We start from the raw sequence: 18382 nt of genomic DNA on the forward strand, positions 1-18382 counted from the left end.
CGAAGGGGATACGCCGAATGACCAAGCCGGAGATCGAGTTCCAGGGCGGCCCTGCGCCGGCCGAGCTGGTGATCAAGGACATCATCGAAGGCGAAGGCAAAGAAGCCGTGCCCGGCGGCAACGTCGAGGTGCACTACGTCGGTGTGGAATTCGATTCCGGCGAAGAGTTCGACTCCTCGTGGAACCGCGGCGAGGCCATCAACTTCCCGCTGCGCGGCCTGATCCAGGGCTGGCAGGACGGCATCCCCGGCATGAAGGTCGGCGGCCGCCGCCAGCTCACGATCCCGCCGGAGCTGGCCTACGGCCCGGCCGGTGCCGGACACCCCCTCGCGGGCAAGACGCTGGTCTTCGTCATCGATCTGCTGGACGCCAGGTAATTTGCCGCGTGGCCGCGGCGTGTTCGCGGCCCCCTGGTGTCTCGTGTCCCAGCTGTCGAGACTCGCGCCTGCGGCGCATGCGCTTCGACAGCTGGGACACGAGACGGGCCGCGAACGGGTCGCTCGTAGGACTCGCTCCGAAGTGGCTGGGTTGTGTGGTCCGTGTGCCAGCTCTCTGGGACGCGGGCCATCGCTGTTTCTACTGCCGGACGACCTCGACCGGATCGGTCAGTGCGAGGGCGAGCGCGGACTGCTGGGCTGTGCTGCGCTGGGGGAGGGTATCGACGGCCTTGTCGGTCTGCGTGCTCAGGTTGCCGACGATGGTCTGCAGCTGGGTGATGCCGCCGGTGAGTTGGCTGATGGCGCTGACCAATTGGGCTCCGCCCTGGTCGGCCAGCCGGGGCAGGTCCGCGGCAAGCTTCGCGCCCTCGTTCAATTGCGCACTGGCACTGGTCAGCCGGTCGACCACGGTGTGCAGCAGGGTGCCCAGATCGGTGTTCGGGTCGACCGCGCCGCCGACCAGCGAGCCCAGGCCGGTGAGCTGAGAACCGGCCTGGCCCGAAATGCCCTGCAGGGCTTCGAGCTTCTTGATGATGTCGGCCAGCGCCGGATCATTGGCGAAGGGCAGCGCGCGCAGCGGCGGGAGGATCTGGTCGAGGCCGGAGCTCACCGTGTTCGCCGTCTGCTCCACCTGCGCGATCGTGATACCGGTCGAATCCAGTGCGGCGGCAAGCTGATTCGCCTGTGCGGTGGCGCCGCCGACGGTCGAGTTCAGCAGGGCGATGGCCGAGGTCAGTTGCGCGGAACCCTCTTTGGCAAAGTTCAGGAAGCCGAGCAGCTGGTCGGCGCCCGAGCTGAACTGCTCGGAGCCCGCGGCGGCCGCGTTCACCCCGGCCTTCAGCAACTGGGCGGTGAACTGCGCCTGCGTCATCTGGCTGCGCGCCTGCCCGACCGCGGACAGCGCGGCATCCACCCCCGCCGCGCCGACCCGGTGCGTCACCTCGGTGACCGCGCCATTCACCAGGCCGGTATCGGCGCCCTTGTGCGTGTCCACGGTGACCTTGGCCCGGCGCGGCTGCGCACCGGCCAGCGTGCCCATGGATTCGGTGAGGTCGGCAGGCAAGGTGATCACCGCGGCGTAGTCGTCGGTGCGCGCCTCGCCCGGCTTGGCCGCGGTCCACTCGTACCCGCCCGCATCCTGCAACGCCTTGATCACCTTCGCCCCCGTCGGCCCGGTATCGGCGTTGACCAGGGCAATACCGGTGGGCCCATGGTCGGATCGGCTACACGCGGTGAGCCCGGCGCCGAGCGCGCCAGCACTGACAAGAGCAACGGCGAGAAGACCCCAACAGGCGCGTTTTCCGATCACAACCCCGACCATAGAACCCCCACATAACCCACCCACTGGCGTTTCCATGAGAGTTCACTAAGGACCCCCGCGCACGATTCTGCGCCTCGCGCACAAATTCGCCAGCGATTTCGTGCGCGGCCCGACAAGATGTGCGCCGCGCACGAAAACCTACGCGGCGCCGTGATCGGAGTGCCGCGCACGATTCCGCGGGTTGCGCACGGATTGGCGGGCTGCGCACGGATTTGTCGGCTGTTTCGTGCGCGGGGCGAGGAGATGTGCGCGGCGGTCAGGGGGCGGGGAGGTCTAGGACGAGGCGGATGCCGCCTAGTGTGCCGTCGTCGAAATAGGCTCGGCCGCCGTGTAATTGGGCCTGCTGGGCGACCAGGGCCAGGCCGAGGCCGGAGCCGCCCTTGCTCGCCTGGCTGCCGCGGAAGAAGCGGTCGAAGACGGCCTGCCGCTCGTGCGGCGGGATGCCGCGACCGTTGTCGTCGATGCTGATGACGATGTGCCCGTTCGGTGCTCGGTGCGCGGACACCAGGGCCTCGGTGGCGCGGCCGTGCTTGACCGAGTTGGCCAGCGCGTTGTCCACCGCGAGGCGCAGACCCGCGGGCAGGCCGCGGGTGACCAGCTCGGTGTCGCTGTCGATGCGAACCTTCAACCCGGGGAAGTGCCGCATGGCGTCGTGCGCGGCCTGGTCGCACAGGTCGCCGACATCGGTGGCGACATGGTCGCGCTCGTTGGTGAGATCGCCGGTGGCGAGCCGCTCGAGCGCGGCCAGGGTGGTTTCTACCCGGCCCTGGCTGCGTTGCAGGTCGGCGAGGATCTCCGCGCGCTGCGCCTCGTCCAGATCGAGGGTGCGCAGCACCTCCAGATCGGTGCGCATGGCGGTGAGCGGCGTGCGCAGCTCGTGCGCGGACACCGCGGCGAAATCGCGCGCGGTCTCCAGCGCGGCGGCCGTCGCCGATTGTGCCTCGTCCACCCGCTGCAGCATCGTATTCACCGCCTCCGCAAGCTTTTCCGCCTCGCGCACGCCCGACCCGTCCACCGGTGTCTGCGGGTTCTGCGGATCCGGCAGGCCGCTGCGCGCGCCGACCTGACGGGTGAGCCGCACGATCGGACGCACCGCGCGCCCGGCCAGCAGCCAGCCCAGCGCCGCGGCGGCCGCGATGGCGAACAGGGCGCCGCCGAGCACCCAGCGCTGCTGCTCGGCGGTCGCCGCGGCCGACGAGGCGGCAGGCAGACCCATCGAAACCACCCGGCCCGCAGGCTGATGCTCGGACGTCGAAAGGATGCGGTAGGGCGTGCCGCCGACCGGGACCGTCCGCGAACCCGGTGCCAGATCGGGCAATTGGGTCGGGGTGCTCGCGATAACGTTGCCGTCGTCGCGCACCGTGACGGCAATGTCGTTGTCGAGTCCGGGGACCAGGCTGATGAACCGGACCACGATGACCGGCTCGATCAGCACGATGCGCGAGGCGACCTTCAGCTGCTGATCGGATTGCCGCACATTGTTGCGCTCGATCGCGTGGATGCTGATCACGCTGATCACCGAGACGATCACCACCGCACCGGCGGCCGCGGCGCCCGCGACCCGGGTCCGTAGCGAAAAGGCCGGGCGCCGACGGGTTTTGGGCGCGGTGACCGAGGTCATTTGGGTGTCCGTAAGACGAACCCGACCCCGCGGATCGTGTGCAACAACCGGGGCGCGCCGTCCACCTCCAGCTTGCGCCGCAGATAACCGACGAAAACATCGACCACATTGGTGTCGGCCGCGAAGTCGTAGCCCCACACCAATTCCAGCAGCCGTTCCCGGCTCAGCACCACGCCGATATTGCGCGCCAGCGTGGACAGCAGCTCGAATTCCCGCTTGGTGAGCTCGATTTCGGTGCCGTTCAGCAGCGCGCGGTAGCCCGCGACATCGACCTCCAGCGGGCCGACGGTGATCGCGCCCGGCGTGGTCGGCGACTGGGTATCGGTGCGCCTGCGCAGCAGCGCCTTGATCCGCGCGACGAGCTCGGCCAGCACGAACGGCTTGACCAGATAGTCGTCGGCACCTGATTCCAGCCCGGAGATGCGGTCGTCCACCGAGGCCCGCGCGCTGAGCACGCAGATCGGCACCTCGTTGCCCATCGCGCGCAACGCGGTCACCACCCCGGCGCCATCGAGCACGGGCATGTTCATATCGAGCACGATCGCGTCCGGCGCGTGCTCGTTCACGCTGCGCAGCGCCTGCCCACCGTCCCTGGCCACCAGCACGTGGAAGCCAGAAAGCCGCAGCCCGCGCTCGACCGACGCGAGCACGTCCTCGTCGTCATCGACGACGAGGACGGTCGGGGTCGTAGTCCGCTCGGTCACGTCGCTCATTCTGCTCTCGCGGGGACTAAGGATCGGTTAGGCGACCGAGCGATTTCGTTTGCACATGGGTAACTCACCGGGTACCGGCTAACTTGCCTGCCCCGCTTACCGCCGGGCGCCAACGCCACGTCCGTGGCACCTGAGTCCGGCCTGAAGGCGCGCAGAGGCGGGGGAGTCAGTAGTTGTGGCACGAATCGGCGACGGCCTGGATGGTTCCGCGCAGTTGGGCGAAGCGCGGGTCGTTCTGGGCCTGCTGGACCGCGTTCGGATTCTCGTCGATGGCCCGCTGCAGTTCCGCCCGGCGCTGCTCGACCGGCTGATCGAACTTGCGCTGCAGTTCGGCCTTCTGCGACGGGTTCGAGTCGAGCATCGAGGCGAGCTGCGGCGCCTTGTCGTGCAGTGCGGCGTCGACCTGGGCGAACGTACAGTCCGAGTTCAGCAGCGGACCGGCCAGCTCCATCGGACCGGCCGACGCGATCGCCGGGCTGAGGAACACGGCAACGGTGGCCAGCCCGCCCGCGGCGAGTGCGGCGACGGCGGGACGGCCAACAGAACGCTTCATGGGTGTGACTCCAGTTCGTCGAGGGGTTCGTACCTAGCGCCCTCGACGCTAGGCGGCCGCACTGGCACCCGTGTGAACGTTCCCTAAGGAATCTCTGAGCACGCGCCAATCCTTAAGCGGGACGAACGATTTCGTGAAGAGGTCAGGCAGGTGAGCCGACGTCCGGTGTCGCTACCGGGTCCTCGGTAGCCGGTGTGGCGCCGTTCGCGGCGTGAATCTGTTCCTCCAACGCCTCGAGCACCGCCGGGTCCTCGATCGTCGACGGAATCTCGTACTGCTCACCGGAGGTGATCTGCCGAATGGTCTTCCGCAGGATCTTGCCGGACCTGGTCTTCGGCAACGCGGTGACGATCACGGCGTCGTGCAGCGTGGCGATCGCGCCGATCTGCGAGCGCACCCGCTCGATCAGCTCGTCGCGCAGCTGCGCCGGGTCGACCTCGACGCCCGACTTGAGCACCACGTACGCCAGCGGCCGGTGCCCCTTCAGCTCGTCGGGCAGGCCGATCACCGCGCACTCGGCGATCGCCTGGTGGCCCGAGATGGCCGCCTCGATGCTGCCCGCCGACAACCGGTGCCCGGCCATATTGATCACGTCGTCGCTGCGGCCGAGGACGTAGAGGTAGCCGTCTTCGTCGAAGTAACCGGAGTCGCCGGTGAGGTAGTGGCCGGGGTAGGCGGACAGGTACGAACGCTTGTAGCGCTCGTCGTCGTTCCACAGCCCGGTGAGCGTGCCGGGCGGCAGCGGCAGCCCGATCACGATGTTGCCCTCGATATTCGGCGCCACCGGGTTGCCCTCGGAGTCGAGCACCCGCAGCCGGTACCCGGGCACCGGCACCGACGCCGAACCCGCCTTGATCGGAAGTTGTTGCAGGCCGAGCGGATTCGCGCAGATCGGCCAGCCGGTCTCGGTCTGCCACCAGTGGTCGACCACGGGGCAGTCCGTGCGATCGGCGAGCAGGATCTCGTCGGCCCAGGCGTAGGTCGCCGGATCTAGTCGTTCGCCCGCGCAGAACAGCGCGCGCAGCGACGACAGGTCGTGGCTGTGCGCCAGCTCGGCCTCCGGATCGGCCTTGCGGATCGCCCGCAGCGCGGTCGGCGCGGTGAACAGCACGCGAACATTGTGTTCGGCCACCACCCGCCAGTAGGCGCCCGCGTCGGGCGTGCCGACCGGCTTGCCTTCGTACAGCAGCGTGGTCGCGCCGACCAGCAGCGGCGCGTAGACGATGTAGGAGTGCCCGACGACCCAGCCGACATCGGAGGCCGTCCACATCACCTGGCCGGGGCCGATGTCGTAGATATTGCGCATGGACCAGGCGAGGGCAACCGCGTGTCCGCCGTTGTCCCGAACTACCCCTTTGGGTTTCCCGGTGGTGCCCGAGGTGTAGAGGATGTAGAGGGGATCGGTCGCGGCGACCGGGACCGGCTCGGCCGGTGGCGCATCTCGGACAGCGTCGTCCCAATCAAGCCACTGTGCCGCGACGGTCTGTGCGGAACTCGGCAGTGATTCGGTCGCGGCCTGTGGCGCGGAGAAGTGGATCGTCGGGAACTGCGGGCGCTGCTTCACGATCACCGTGCGCGGCGCGGTGGTCTCGGCGAGGTCCAAGGCCTGCAACACAATCGGCGGATATTCGAGCTGTTTGCCCGGTTCCAGGCCGCCCGACGCTGTGATGATCAACACGGGTTGCGCGTCGTCGATGCGCGCCGCGAGCTCGGGCGCCGCGAAGCCGCCGAACACCACCGAGTGCACCGCGCCGATCCGCGCGCAGGCCAGCATGGCGATCACGGCTTCGGGGATCATCGGCAGGTAGATGATGACGCGGTCGCCCGCGACGACCCCGAGCCGGCTCATCGCACCCGCGAATGTGGCTACCTTTTCGAGCAATTCGGCGTAGGTGAAAACGCCTCTGGTGCCGGTCATAGCGGAGTCGTATATTAAGGCGGGCTGATCAGCTAAGCCCCCCTCTGCCGCAGAGCCACCGTGCACATGCCGGTCGAGGGCGTTGAAGGAGGTGTTGAGGCGAGCGTCGGTGAACCACCTGGCCACCGGACGTGCTGCCGGGTCGAGGATCTGGGTCGGTGGCACCACCCAGTCGATCGTTTCAGCCGCCCCGGCCCAGAACTCGGCGGGGTCGACCAAGCTGGTCTGATAGACCGGTCGGTACTCGTGCCGCACGTTCAAACCCGTGACTCCCTAGCCTCGCCTCGATGCCCGCCTCGATAGATCTGGTTGATTGTGGCAGACTTCACGCGACGCCCGGGTGGGTGTTGTGACCTTTGGTTTTGCCTGGAACGGCCAGGTCAAGGATCGCATGCTTACTCGGAGTCACCCAAGAAGTTATTGATCCGTTAGAATCTGATGTCACTTATTTGGGCCGTCGTAGACGCAATTTCTCGGCCAGCCGCAGTTCTCGGCCAGCTCCGCCTGTCGAGCCAGTATGCGTGTGGAGGTTCGCTGATGGCGCGTGGTTGGGGCCAGTTTGGAAAGTGAGTGGGAGATGCGTGAGGCCGCTAGGTCCGGCAGAAGGCGCTGGGCGCTCGGCAACTGGGACCTGCGCTGGAAGGTGACGGCAGTTCTCGCCGTCCCCCTGGCAGTCGCGGTAGGCCTTGGCGTGTCCAGGATTTCATCGGAGTTCACCAACTCGGGTCGGCTCGCCGACGTCGCGGAGAACGTCCAGGCGATCCCCGCCGTCACCGCGCTCAGTGCGCAGACGGCGACGGTGGTCGGCTCGCAGATGATCGCTGTCGCGGACAACGTGTCCGTGGTGACCGATCAGAACCTCGCCGATCTCGACAAGGCGATTGCCAACGCGGACAAGGCCGCCGACAAGCTCAATGGCGTGTCCGGTGCCCGCGCGGCGTTGGACAGCATGCTCACTCAGGCGAAAGCCGTGCGTCAGCAAGGCAAGGGCGTCAGCACCGGGCGGACCGAGGATGCCATCGCGCTGATCGACCGGGTGCGTAACGACAGTGTGCGGATCGTCGAGACGACGGTCGGCCAGGTCAGCGACACTGCGGTCGACACGGCCAAGTTGCGCCTCGTCGATTCGCTCAACACCCGTGCCACGCTGGTCGGTGAGGTCGCCGCCTTCCCTGCCGTATTGAAAGATCTGAAGACCGGTACGCCGGGCTTCCTTACCGCGGCCAACACCGAGCGCTCGCTGCTCGGGGTATTGGCGCACCGGTTCTCCGACGGCGACACATCTATCGCTGATCTGCGCGCGGGCATCGATACTCGCGTAGCCCTGCTCAACGGTACTGAGGCACAGGCAGGCCGGGTGCCGGTCGGCGATCTGAAGAAATCGCTGACCGACAGCCTCGCGGTGTACGAGCTCGTGGTGAGCAAGGCGACCAAGGACATCGACGGCGCGATGAACTCGCTGGTGTCCACGGCCCAGCGGGACGCATGGACCTACACCGCGGTCGTCGTCGCGACCATCCTCGCCGCGCTGCTGCTCGCCGTGTTCGTCGCGCGCTCGATGATCGTGCCGCTGCACCGATTGCGCCTCGCGGCGCTGCGGGTCGCGGAAAGCGATCTGCCGCACGAGGTGGCCCAGCTCCGCACCGGCGCCTCGCCGGAAGAGGTTCCGCTCGAGCCGATGCCGGTGCGCAGCACCGAGGAGATCGGCCAGCTGGCCCGCGCCGTCGACGACATCCACGGCCAGGCGCTGCGGCTCGCCAGCGACCAGGCGCAGATGCGTTCTCAGGTCAACGACATGTTCGAGACGCTGGCCCGGCGATCCAAGTCGCTGGTCGACCATCAGCTCAGCCTGATCGAGGCGATGGAGTACGACGAGAAGGATCCGCGCCTGCTGGAAAACCTTTTCCGGCTGGACCATCTCGCCGCCCGCATGCGCCGAAACGGCGACAACCTGCTCATCCTCGCCGGTACCAGGCAGCGCCGCGCCAAGTCCGCCCCGGTCGAGATCGCCGACGTGCTGCGCGCCGCGATCTCCGAGGTCGAGGACTACGAGCGAGTGAAACTGGGTGCCACACCGCGTGGTTCGCTGGTCGAGCCCGCCGCCTCGGATATGGCGCACCTGTTCGCCGAGCTGTTGGACAACGCGCTGCGCGCCTCCCCGCCGGAGACCGACGTGAAGTTCACCTTCGCGCAGGCACACGACCAGGGCATGCTCATCGAGGTGGCCGACCGGGGCATCGGTATGCCGCCGTCGGAGATGGCCGATATCAACCGGCGGTTGGAACAGACCGCCGAGCCGGGGCCCGATACCGCTCGGCACATGGGTCTTTTCGTGGTCGGCAGGCTGGCCGAGCGGCACGGTCTCACCGTGCGGCTGCGGCCGACCTTCGACACCGCCCGCGATCCCGGTGTCACGGTGACCGTGCACGTCCCCGGCGGCCTGATCGTCGCGGGTAAGCCGATCACGGCGCAGCCCGTCACGCCGTCCCCGCAGGCCCCGGAGCGGCCGCGGCCGGCCGGCCCGTCGTCGATGCAGATGCGGTCGGTCACCCGTACCCCTGGTGGCAATGTCATGGTGACCGTCGATCCCGGCGTCAGCGGACCGATCCCGGTCAGTAATCCGAATGCCTCGTCCAGCGGGCCGATTCCGGCCGGTGGTGGCCTGCCGCAGCGGCAGCCGGGCAATTCGATGGCGTCTGGGCTGAACGCGCAGCAGTCGGGTCCGACGCTGCGACCCGCACCGGGTCAGCAGTCCAGCGGACCGCAGCGCGGCAAGCTCGCCGCCGCGAACCTACCCAAGCGCAATCTCAATCCGGGCGGTCCGCCGCCGCGCCAGCCGGGTGGTCCGGCCGAGCCGACCGTGACGGGTCTGCCGCCGCGGGACGCGAATTCGGGCGAATTGCCGAAGCGTCAGCCGGGTAGCAACGGCGTGCCGCAGCCGAGCATCAGTGGGCTCGCGCAGCCGCCGAGCGGTCTGCCGCAGCGTCAGCGTGGCGAGAACGGGCTGCCGCAACGGGATTCCGCGCCCGGCGTGCTGCCGCAACGTGACCCGAGCGCGGGTGGGCTGCCGCAGCGCGACAGCGGTTCCGGTGGCCTGCCGCCACGGCAGACCGGCCCCAATGGCCTGCCGCAGCGTGAAGGCCTGCCCCAACGTGACCCGAATGCCGGTGGTCTGCCGCAACGCGATTCGGGTGCCGGTGAGCTGCCGCAGCGCGAGTCCGCGTCCGGTGGCTTACCGCAGCGTGATCCGAGCGCGGGTGGTCTGCCGCAACGCGATTCGACGGCCGGTGGTCTGCCACGGCGTCATCGTGGCGAGAACGGGCTGCCGCAGCGCGAATCCGCGTCCGGTGGTCTGCCGCAGCGTGACCCGAGCGCGGGTGGCTTGCCGCAACGTGATTCGAGTCTGCCGCAGCGTGATCCGAGCGCTGGCGGGTTGCCGCAGCGGGAGTCCGCGTCCGGTGGTCTGCCGCAGCGTGACCCGAGTGCCGGTGGTCTGCCCCAGCGTGACCCGAGTGCCGGTGGTCTGCCCCAGCGTGACCCGAGCGCGGGTGGCTTGCCGCAACGTGATTCGAGTCTGCCGCAGCGTGATCCGAGTGCCGGTGGCCTGCCACAGCGGCACGCCGCGGCGGCGAGCCTGCCGCAGCGGGACGCGACGCCCACCGGGCTGCCGCAACGCCAGCCGGGCACCCAGGTGCCGCCGAATCTGCCGCAGCGCGAGCCGGGTGACGGCCCGCCGCAGCGGGACGCATCGCCGGGTCTTGGTCTGTCGCAACGTGGTCGGGGTACGCTGCCCGGCAACGACGAACAGCCGAAGGACGCGGAGGCCGCAGGAGGCGATCCAGGCAGGCACAGTTACCGGGCCAACCCGACCAGGACGGCGTCGTTCTTCCAGACCAGGCTCCAGCCCGCCGTCGAAACCGGTGATTCCGTGATGGGCGGAACACCAATTTTCGCGGAAATGATGTCGGCATGGCTGTCAGACCCGAATATGGACAGGTCCACCGTGGCCGCCTCCTTCGAATCACCGGGTGATGAAGGTTGGCAGGCGGCCCGCGCGGCCAGCGAGGCACAATCCGAAACAAGGACGGCGGCCGGGTTGCCGCAACGCAATCCGGGCGGAAGGCTGGTCCCGGGCGCCGTCAACGGTGCGGTGGATCGGGCACCGAGCCGTGATCCAGAAACGATCAGGTCCAGCTTGAGTCGCCATCAGCAGGGCGTCCGGGATGGCCGCGCAATGAGAGCAATGAACTTAACCGGAGATAAAGGAGACCGATGAACCCCGATCTAGGTGGTACGAATCGTCAGCTGGATTGGCTGGTTTCGAACTTCGCCAACGAGGTTCCTGGCGTAGCCCATGCCGTCCTGGTCTCGGCTGACGGCCTACTCATGGCCGCGAGTGCTCAGCTGCCCGTCGACCGTGCCGAGCAGCTCTCGGCCGTCACCGCCGGACTGGCCAGCCTCTCGGTCGGTGTCTCGAACCTGTTCGAGGGCGGCACCGTGCTGCAGTCCGTCGTCGAGATGGAGCACGGCTACCTGCTACTCATGGCTGTCGGCGACGGCTCGTACCTTGCCGTGTTGACCAATACGTCGTGCGACATCGGTCAGGTCGGCTACGAGATGGCGTTGTTGGTCGAGCGGGTTGGCCAGACAGTCCAGGCCACGCCACGTGTCACGATGGGTTCCTGATGGTGGGATGGACATAGAAGATCACCGCTTGGGGAGCGCCGAGCCCAGTCTCGTTCGCCCATACTCGTTGACCGCAGGCCGAACGAGGCCCGCGGTCGAGTTGGCGTTGGAGGCACTCGTCGCATCGCATCCGGTCGCCCTGGAGCGGCAGTTCGAACTGACCAACATCGAGACGTCAATCGTGGAGTTGTGCAGAGAATCGCCGTCCGTCGCTGAGGTAGCAGCCCGATTGGGTATCCCCATCGGGGTGGCTCGCGTGCTGGTTGCCGACCTGATCGAGGCCGGGCATGTACGCGTTTCGGCGACTTTGAAAGACGATTCCAGCGACGATGAACGTCGCGAGCTGATCGAAAGGGTTCTCAGTGGACTCCGGCGTATTTGATTCGACGGCGCAGGTCGACACCCGTACCAGCAAGCCAACGTCGGCGAAGATCGTTGTCGCGGGTGGCTTCGGTGTCGGTAAGACCACGATGGTCGGTGCTGTCTCGGAGATCGTTCCGCTGCGCACCGAGGCATTGGTCACCAATGCCAGTACCGGAATCGACAATTTGACGGGCATTCCGATGAAGTCGACCACCACCGTGGCGATGGACTTCGGCCGGATCAGCCTCGCCGACGACCTGGTGCTGTACCTCTTCGGTACGCCGGGCCAGTACCGATTCTGGTTCATGTGGGACGACCTGATCCGCGGTGCCATCGGCGCCGTGGTGCTCGTCGACACCCGCAGACTCGAGGACAGCTTCGCGGCCGTCGACTACTTCGAAGCGCGCGGCCTACCATTCCTGGTGGCGCTCAACGAATTCGACGACGCGCCGCGATACCCGATCGAGGACATCCGGCAGGCCCTCGCGGTGCCTGCGGACGTGCCGATCCTGTCCATCGATGCCCGGCGTCGCGAGCCGGCCAAGCAGGCCTTGGTCGCGCTCACCGAGTACGCGCTGCGCAAGGTGATGCAAGGCTACTGAGTGCGCGCGCGGCAGCACGCCCGTCCGAATGCGAGTGGATAAGCTCCCTCGGTGAGGATTTCGGCGCGCGAGCTGCTCGGGCAACTGCTCGACACCGACTCGTATGTCAGCTGGGACCGGCTACCGATCACGGTGGCCGCGACCCCGCGGTACCGCGAGGCGTTACACAAGGCTGCGGTCGCGGCGGGCACCGATGAGTCGGTGCTCACCGGCGAGGGACTGCTGCGTGGCCGTCGGGTGGCCGTAATCGCCTGCGAGTTCGGCTTTTTGGCGGGTTCGATCGGCGTCGCCGCGGCCGAACGGATCGTCACGGCGGTCGAGCGCGCCACCGAGCTCGGGCTGCCACTGCTCGCCTCGCCGACCTCCGGCGGCACCCGCATGCAGGAGGGCACCGTCGCGTTCGTGCAGATGGTGAAGATCGCCGGTGCTGTCGCCGCGCACAAGGCCGCGGGCCATCCCTATCTGGTCTACCTGCGCAACCCGACGATGGGCGGCGTGTTCGCCTCGTGGGGTTCGTTGGGCCACATGACTTTTGCCGAGCCCGGCGCATTGATCGGGTTTCTCGGACCGCGCGTCTACCGAGCTCTGTACGGCCAGCCGTTCCCCGAGGGTGTGCAGACGGCCGAAAACCTTTACCGCCGTGGCGTTATCGACGGTGCCGTGCCGATTTCCATCTTCCGCCGTATCGCGCATCGCGCGCTCAGCGTCTTCGGCGGTATCCCGGTGCCGGATTCGACTGTGGGCGAACAAGTTCCGCTCGGTGATCAGCGGCGGGCGGCCGCGGAGGTCTCGGCGTGGGAGTCCGTGCTGATTTCGCGACGGCCGGACCGGCCGGGCATTCGTGACCTGTTACGCCATGTGACACAGCGGGTTCCGCTGAGTGGCACCGGACAGGGCGAGTCCGATCGCACCGTGGTGCACGCGCTGGCGCGCTTCCGCGGCCAGCCGTGCGTGGTGTTCGGACACGACCGTGCCGGACAGCAGGGCGGGTACTCCATGGGGCCCGCCGCACTGCGGGAAGCGCGCCGCAGCATGGCGCTTGCCGAAGAGTTGCGGTTGCCCCTCGTCCTGGTGATCGACACTGCGGGCGCGGCCTTGTCGAAGGAGGCCGAGGAGCGCGGATTGGCCCCCGAGATCGCCCGCTGCATCGCGGATTTGGTGACCTTGGACACCCCGACCATCTCGGTGCTGCTCGGCCAGGGCACCGGCGGCGGTGCGCTCGCCCTGCTGCCCGCCGACCGCGTCCTGGCCGCCACCCACGGCTGGCTCGCCCCGCTGCCCCCGGAGGGCGCGAGCGCCATCGTCTACCGCGACACTGAACACGCGCCAGAACTGGCTCAGTCGCAACGCATCCGCGCCGCCGACCTCCTCGTCGACGGCGTAGTCGACCGCATAGTCCCCGAATTCCCCGACGCCGCAGACGAATCGGTCGACTTCGCCCGCCGCATGGGCAAAGTCATCGCCGACGAACTAGCCCGCCTACGTCAGCGACCCGCCACCGAACTACGCGCGCTGCGCAAGCAGCGCTACCGCCGCCTCGGCCTCCCGAACGCGCTCAACGGCTGAGCCCGGCGCCCTACGCCACGATCAGCGCGCAGGCTTCGGCAGATAGTCCGAACGCAACAGACCGAATTCGAAGTTCATATCGAGTCGGAGATGCGTGGGCCGATCAGTGCTCGGTGACAGTGGCCAACCGAACGCGACATCCGGCCTCGGCTGCTGGCCGCAGCGCTCGCCGGGATCGATCGCGCGCTGCACGCGGAGGTCCGCCGCCGGGGCACGGCCGACGACGCCGTGCACTCGGTTCGCCGCGACATCGGCAAGGCCGCGGGGGCATTCGACGCGGTGGCGGACCTGGGTGCTTAGAGCGACTAACCGAGTCCCTTAGCAACGCTTACCGAGTCGTGACCGTCACTGTCAGTCGGCGAGAAAGTGCAGGTCGAGCGGTAAACCGGGGGCCAACACGCCAAGGGCCAGCGTTGACGGCTCGCCGCCACACTTCTACCGTCGCAGGGTGACCTTCAGAAGCGAGACCTCCGCTATCCCCTCGATCGTCCTGAACGACGGCAACGTGATCCCGCAACTGGGCTTCGGCGTTTTCCAGGTGCCCGACGACGATGTGACCCCCGTGGTGACCGCGGCGCTGGAGGCCGGCTACCGCAGCATCGACACCGCCGCGATCTACGGGAACGAGGAAGGCACCGGTCGCGCGATCCGCGAGTTCGGCCTGCCGCGCGACGAAATCTATGTCACCACCAAGCTGTGGAACTCCGAGCAGGGCTTCGACTCGACGCTGCGTGCGTTCGACGCCAGCATGAAGAAGCTCGGCCTGGACTACCTCGACCTGTACCTCATCCACTGGCCGGTGGCCGTGGCCGATCGCTATGTCGACACCTTCCGCGCCTTCCAGGCGCTGAAGACGCAGGGGCGCATCAAGTCGATCGGTGTGTCGAACTTCACCGCCGCCCACCTGGAGCGGCTCATCGGTGAGACCGGGGAGACCCCGGTGGTGAACCAGATCGAGCTACATCCGCGGCTGGCCCAGCGCGAACTGCGCGACTTCCACGCGGGTCATGCCATCGCCACCGAGGCGTGGAGCCCGCTCGGCCAGGGCACCCTGCTCGACGACAAGACCATCGCCTCGGTCGCCGCCGCGGTCGGCCGCACCCCGGCCCAGGTGATCATCCGCTGGCACCTGCAGCTCGGCAATATCGTCATCCCGAAGTCGGTCACCCCGTCCCGGATCGCGGAGAACTTCGACGTCTTCGGCTTCGAACTCACCAGTGACCAGATGGACGCGATCAACGCGCTGGACACCGGCTCCCGCGTCGGCTTCGACCCGGACGAGATGACCGCGGGCTGGACTAACCCAGACTGAGATAGTCGGTGAGTTCCACGGCCGCGGCCCGCCCCGCGCGGTTCGCGCCGATCGTGCTCGCGGACGGTCCATAACCGATCAGGTGGATGCGCGGATCGGCAGCCACCTGGGTGGCGAGCCGTCCGGTCATGGTGATGCCACCGCCGGGCCCGCGTAGTCGCAGCGGCGCCAAATGGTCCAGCGCGCTGCGGAATCCGGTGGCCCACAGAATCACCTCCGCGTGCTGGAACGAGCCGTCCGCCCAACGCACCCCGTCCGGTTCGATGTGGTCGAACATCGGCAGCCGGTGCAGCACGCCGCGCGCCTTGGCGGCGCGAAGTCGATCGTCGAGCCGCAGCCCGGTCACCGAGACCACCGACCCGGGCGGCAGCCCCCGGCGCACCCGGTCCTCCACCTTGGCGACCGCGGCGCGCCCGTCCTCCGGGCCGAACGACGCGTCGCGGAAGATCGGTTCGGTCCGCGTCACCCAGGTGGTCGAGGTCACCTGAGAGATCTCGTCCAGCAACTGCACCGCGGAGATGCCGCCGCCGACCACCACCACGTGCTTGCCCGCGAACTCCGCCGCGGTGCGGTAGTCCCGGGTGTGCAGCTGCCGTCCGGCGAAGGTCTCCGCGCCGCGATAGCGCGGGATGAAGGGATGTTCCCAGGTGCCGGTCCCGTTGATCAGGCCGCGCACCCGGATCGTGCCCGCCGAGTCGGTCTCGACATTGAGGATCGGGCCGTGTTCGGCGGGACTGCCGTCCTCGGCCCGATCGCACACCACGGTGACCGAGACCTGCCGACGTACCCGCAGGTCGAAGCGCTTTTCGTAGAGCTCGTAGTAGTGCGGCACCGCAGTCGCCGCAGGCGCGGCCGCGGAGCCGGGCGGCAAGGTCTCCGCGAACGACATGCCCGGGAGGTCGTGCACCCGATTGACCGTGGTCAGGGTGAGCGACGGCCAGCGGAACTGCCAGGCCCCGCCCGGTCCAGGTGCATGGTCCACGATGAGAAAGTCCTGCTCGGGGCGCAGCCCGAGGCGCTGGAGGTGATACCCGGCCGACAGCCCTGCCTGACCAGCGCCGATCACCAGGATGTCGAAGTCTGTCGGCACAGCCGAAGATCGTATCCGCTTCAGCGGTCTGCGCCGTCGGCTGTGGCAAAGTGAATGTAACTAGACGGATCGTTCAGTTGGGGAGGTCGCATGCTCGGAGTTAGCCGAGACGGTGACGTGGTGACCATCGAACTGCAGCGGGAGGAACGGCGCAACGCGCTCAACCTCGAGCTCATCACGCTGTTGCGCGAAGCCGTTCTTGCCGCGGTCGCCGACGACGCGCGGGTAATCGTGATGACCGGGCGCGGCCCGATCTTCAGCGCGGGCGCGGATTTGTCCGGCGTCTACTCCGACGAGTTCCTCGCGGGCCTGCAGGACATGCTGCACATCATCGAGTCGGTCCCGGTGCCGGTGATCTCGGCGATCAACGGCGGCGCGCTCGGCGCTGGCGTGCAGCTGGCGCTCGCCTCGGATCTGCGGGTCATCGCCCCGGACGCCTACATCGCGATTCCGGCGGCCAAGCTGGGCATCTCGGTGGACCGGTGGACGGTGCGCAGGCTGGCGTCGCTGATCGGCGGCGGCCCGGCCAGGACCATCCTGCTCGGCGCGGAGTCGGTGACGGCGGCCGACGCCTACAGCTTCGGCTTCGCCAATCGGCTCGGCTCGCTGGCCGACGCGCAGTCCTGGGCCAAGCAGATCGCCCAGCTCGCGCCGTTGTCGTTGCGGCACATGAAGTTGGTGCTCAACGACGACGGCACCCGCGAGCCGGACACCGCGCAGCAGCGTGCCGCGCTGGAGGCGGCGTGGACCAGCGCCGACGCACAGGAGGGTCGATTGGCCAGACAAGAGAAGCGCGCCGCGAAATTTGTGGGGCGATGATGAACCTGCGCAGCATTGTCGGCACAGCGGCGGGCGCGCTCGGCCTCACCTGGGTGGTCCGCGCGGCGTGGGGCATCCCGTCCGCGATGGGCGCCTCGATCTCGGCCATTCAGCCGTACGCGACCGGCGCGACCACCTACCGCGACCGTCAGTTCCACAACACCGAGCCGAGTAGCCAGCTGGCTGCGGGATCGGCTCCGTCGCTGTTGATTTCGGCGCTCACCAAGCGCAACGCGGGCCGCCCGACCGGGGTGATCCCGCTGCAGACGCCGCAGCTGCCCGAGACTGCCGCCGATCTGGCCGTCACCTGGTACGGACACGCCACCGCGCTCGTCGAGATCGACGGCTACCGGGTGCTCACCGATCCGGTGTGGAGCGAACGGGTTTCGCCGTCCGCGCTGGTCGGCCCGAGCCGGATGCATCCGGTGCCGACGCCACTGACCGAGCTGCCCGCGCTCGACGCGGTGCTCATCTCGCACGACCACTACGACCATCTGGACAAGGACACCGTCCGCGAGCTGGTGCTGCGCCAGAACGCGCCGTTCCTGGTCCCGGTCGGCATCGGCGCGCACCTGCGGCACTGGGGCGTGCCGGAGCATCGGATCATCGAATTGGATTGGGGCGGTTCGGTTTCGCTGTCCGCACTGGGCCGGGCGCATGAGGGCTCGGATCTGGTGCTCACCTGTACCGAGGCGCGGCACTTCTCCGGGCGCGGCCTGGTCCGCAACACCACGCTGTGGGCGTCCTGGTCGATCGTCGGCCCGACCAAACGGGCGTACTTCGGCGGCGACACCGGATACACCAAGGCGTTCGCGGAAGCCGGTGCGGCACTTGGCCCGTTCGATCTGACGCTGCTGCCGATCGGCGCCTACGACGAGCGCTGGCGTGACGTGCATATGAACCCGGAGGAGGCGGTCCGCGCGCACGCCGATCTGTGCGCCGGCGAGCCGGGTCACGGCCTGCTGGTGCCGATCCATTGGGCGACCTTCAATCTGGCGTTCCACGGATGGTCGGAGCCGGTGCGGCGGATGGTGACCGCGGCCGAAACGGCTGGTACCGCGATCGCGGTGCCGATGCCCGGTCAGCGGGTCGACCCCGGTAGTGCCCCACCACGGGATTCGTGGTGGGAAGATGTGGGTTGACGACATCCTGCTAGTGGGCTAGAGGAAGGAACGAACGCTATGAGCTTCGCGGATACTCTGAAGGGCCTCGTCGGCAAGGGCAAGGACGCGGCGGCCAAGAACGCCGACAAGATCAACGACGCCATCGACAAGGGCGGCGACTTCATCGATCAGAAGACCCAGGGCAAGTACTCGGACCAGATCGCGAAGGGCAAGGAGGCCGCCAAGAAGGTGGTCCCGCCGGAAGATCAGCCGGGTGC

The 18382-nt window shown here is 68.2% G+C and carries 15 protein-coding genes and 1 pseudogene; 10 read left to right on the forward strand and 6 right to left on the reverse strand.

What is annotated here, in order from left to right:
* Nucleotides 1-17: 17 nt before the first annotated feature.
* A complete protein-coding gene (locus tag ABZ942_RS25195; protein WP_357385990.1) occupies nt 18-377 on the forward strand; it encodes an FKBP-type peptidyl-prolyl cis-trans isomerase in 360 nt (119 codons plus the stop codon).
* Between the two features lie 199 nt (nt 378-576).
* On the opposite strand, the gene ABZ942_RS25200 is transcribed toward ABZ942_RS25195, so the two are convergent.
* The 5 genes from ABZ942_RS25200 to ABZ942_RS25220 form a co-directional block, all read right to left on the reverse strand.
* The gene (locus ABZ942_RS25200) at nt 577-1746 is read right to left on the reverse strand and encodes a hypothetical protein (protein WP_357385992.1); all 1170 of its coding nucleotides are present in this window, start codon (nt 1744-1746) and stop codon (nt 577-579) included.
* A gap of 268 nt (nt 1747-2014) precedes the next feature.
* Complete coding sequence (locus ABZ942_RS25205; RefSeq protein ID WP_357385994.1) at nt 2015-3379, reverse strand: HAMP domain-containing sensor histidine kinase; 1365 nt, start codon at nt 3377-3379, stop codon at nt 2015-2017.
* Nucleotides 3376-4092: a response regulator transcription factor gene (locus ABZ942_RS25210; protein WP_357385996.1), complete on the reverse strand. Its 717-nt coding sequence runs from the start codon at nt 4090-4092 to the stop codon at nt 3376-3378. The genes ABZ942_RS25205 and ABZ942_RS25210 overlap by 4 nt, the downstream gene beginning before the upstream one ends.
* 166 nt (nt 4093-4258) lie before the next feature.
* Complete coding sequence (locus ABZ942_RS25215) at nt 4259-4645, reverse strand: hemophore-related protein (RefSeq protein WP_357385998.1); 387 nt, start codon at nt 4643-4645, stop codon at nt 4259-4261.
* A 142-nt stretch (nt 4646-4787) separates the two neighbouring features.
* Nucleotides 4788-6824, reverse strand: a complete 2037-nt coding sequence (locus ABZ942_RS25220; RefSeq protein WP_357386000.1) for an AMP-binding protein — start codon at nt 6822-6824, stop codon at nt 4788-4790.
* Between the two features lie 316 nt (nt 6825-7140).
* Here ABZ942_RS25220 and ABZ942_RS25225 point away from each other — a divergent pair, with 316 nt between their 5' ends.
* From ABZ942_RS25225 to ABZ942_RS25250, 6 genes are all read left to right on the forward strand, one after another.
* A complete protein-coding gene (locus ABZ942_RS25225) occupies nt 7141-10839 on the forward strand; it encodes an ATP-binding protein (RefSeq protein ID WP_357386002.1) in 3699 nt (1232 codons plus the stop codon).
* Nucleotides 10836-11249 (forward strand): roadblock/LC7 domain-containing protein, encoded by a 414-nt coding sequence (locus ABZ942_RS25230; protein WP_011207200.1) that lies wholly within the window; start codon nt 10836-10838, stop codon nt 11247-11249. The genes ABZ942_RS25225 and ABZ942_RS25230 overlap by 4 nt, the downstream gene beginning before the upstream one ends.
* A 7-nt stretch (nt 11250-11256) precedes the next feature.
* Nucleotides 11257-11631 carry a DUF742 domain-containing protein gene (locus ABZ942_RS25235; RefSeq protein WP_040731099.1) on the forward strand — a complete coding sequence of 125 codons (375 nt, stop codon included), beginning with the start codon at nt 11257-11259 and terminating at the stop codon, nt 11629-11631.
* Entirely contained in the window at nt 11612-12214 is a 603-nt protein-coding gene (locus tag ABZ942_RS25240) for an ATP/GTP-binding protein (RefSeq protein ID WP_014981574.1), read from the forward strand. The genes ABZ942_RS25235 and ABZ942_RS25240 overlap by 20 nt, the downstream gene beginning before the upstream one ends.
* Nucleotides 12215-12265: 51 nt before the next feature.
* Nucleotides 12266-13780, forward strand: coding sequence for a carboxyl transferase domain-containing protein (locus tag ABZ942_RS25245; RefSeq protein WP_357386005.1), 1515 nt, complete (start codon nt 12266-12268; stop codon nt 13778-13780).
* A 448-nt stretch (nt 13781-14228) separates the two neighbouring features.
* Nucleotides 14229-15092, forward strand: a complete 864-nt coding sequence (locus tag ABZ942_RS25250; RefSeq protein WP_357386007.1) for an aldo/keto reductase — start codon at nt 14229-14231, stop codon at nt 15090-15092.
* Here ABZ942_RS25250 and ABZ942_RS25255 read toward each other — a convergent pair.
* A complete protein-coding gene (locus ABZ942_RS25255; RefSeq protein ID WP_357386009.1) occupies nt 15079-16182 on the reverse strand; it encodes an NAD(P)-binding domain-containing protein in 1104 nt (367 codons plus the stop codon). The genes ABZ942_RS25250 and ABZ942_RS25255 overlap by 14 nt on opposite strands.
* 90 nt (nt 16183-16272) lie before the next feature.
* Here ABZ942_RS25255 and ABZ942_RS25260 point away from each other — a divergent pair, with 90 nt between their 5' ends.
* The 3 genes and pseudogenes from ABZ942_RS25260 to ABZ942_RS25270 form a co-directional block, all read left to right on the forward strand.
* Nucleotides 16273-17001, forward strand: a complete 729-nt coding sequence (locus ABZ942_RS25260) for an enoyl-CoA hydratase (RefSeq protein WP_357386011.1) — start codon at nt 16273-16275, stop codon at nt 16999-17001.
* Nucleotides 17001-18143 (forward strand): MBL fold metallo-hydrolase, encoded by a 1143-nt coding sequence (locus ABZ942_RS25265; protein ID WP_357386013.1) that lies wholly within the window; start codon nt 17001-17003, stop codon nt 18141-18143. Before ABZ942_RS25260 ends, ABZ942_RS25265 begins: the two co-directional genes overlap by 1 nt.
* Before the next feature lie 39 nt (nt 18144-18182).
* Nucleotides 18183-18371, forward strand: a pseudogene (locus tag ABZ942_RS25270) (antitoxin); the annotation flags it as partial.
* Nucleotides 18372-18382: the final 11 nt, after the last annotated feature.

Origin of the sequence: Nocardia sp. NPDC046473, from assembly GCF_040645995.1 — a bacterium.
Classification (GTDB): Bacteria; Actinomycetota; Actinomycetes; order Mycobacteriales; family Mycobacteriaceae; genus Nocardia.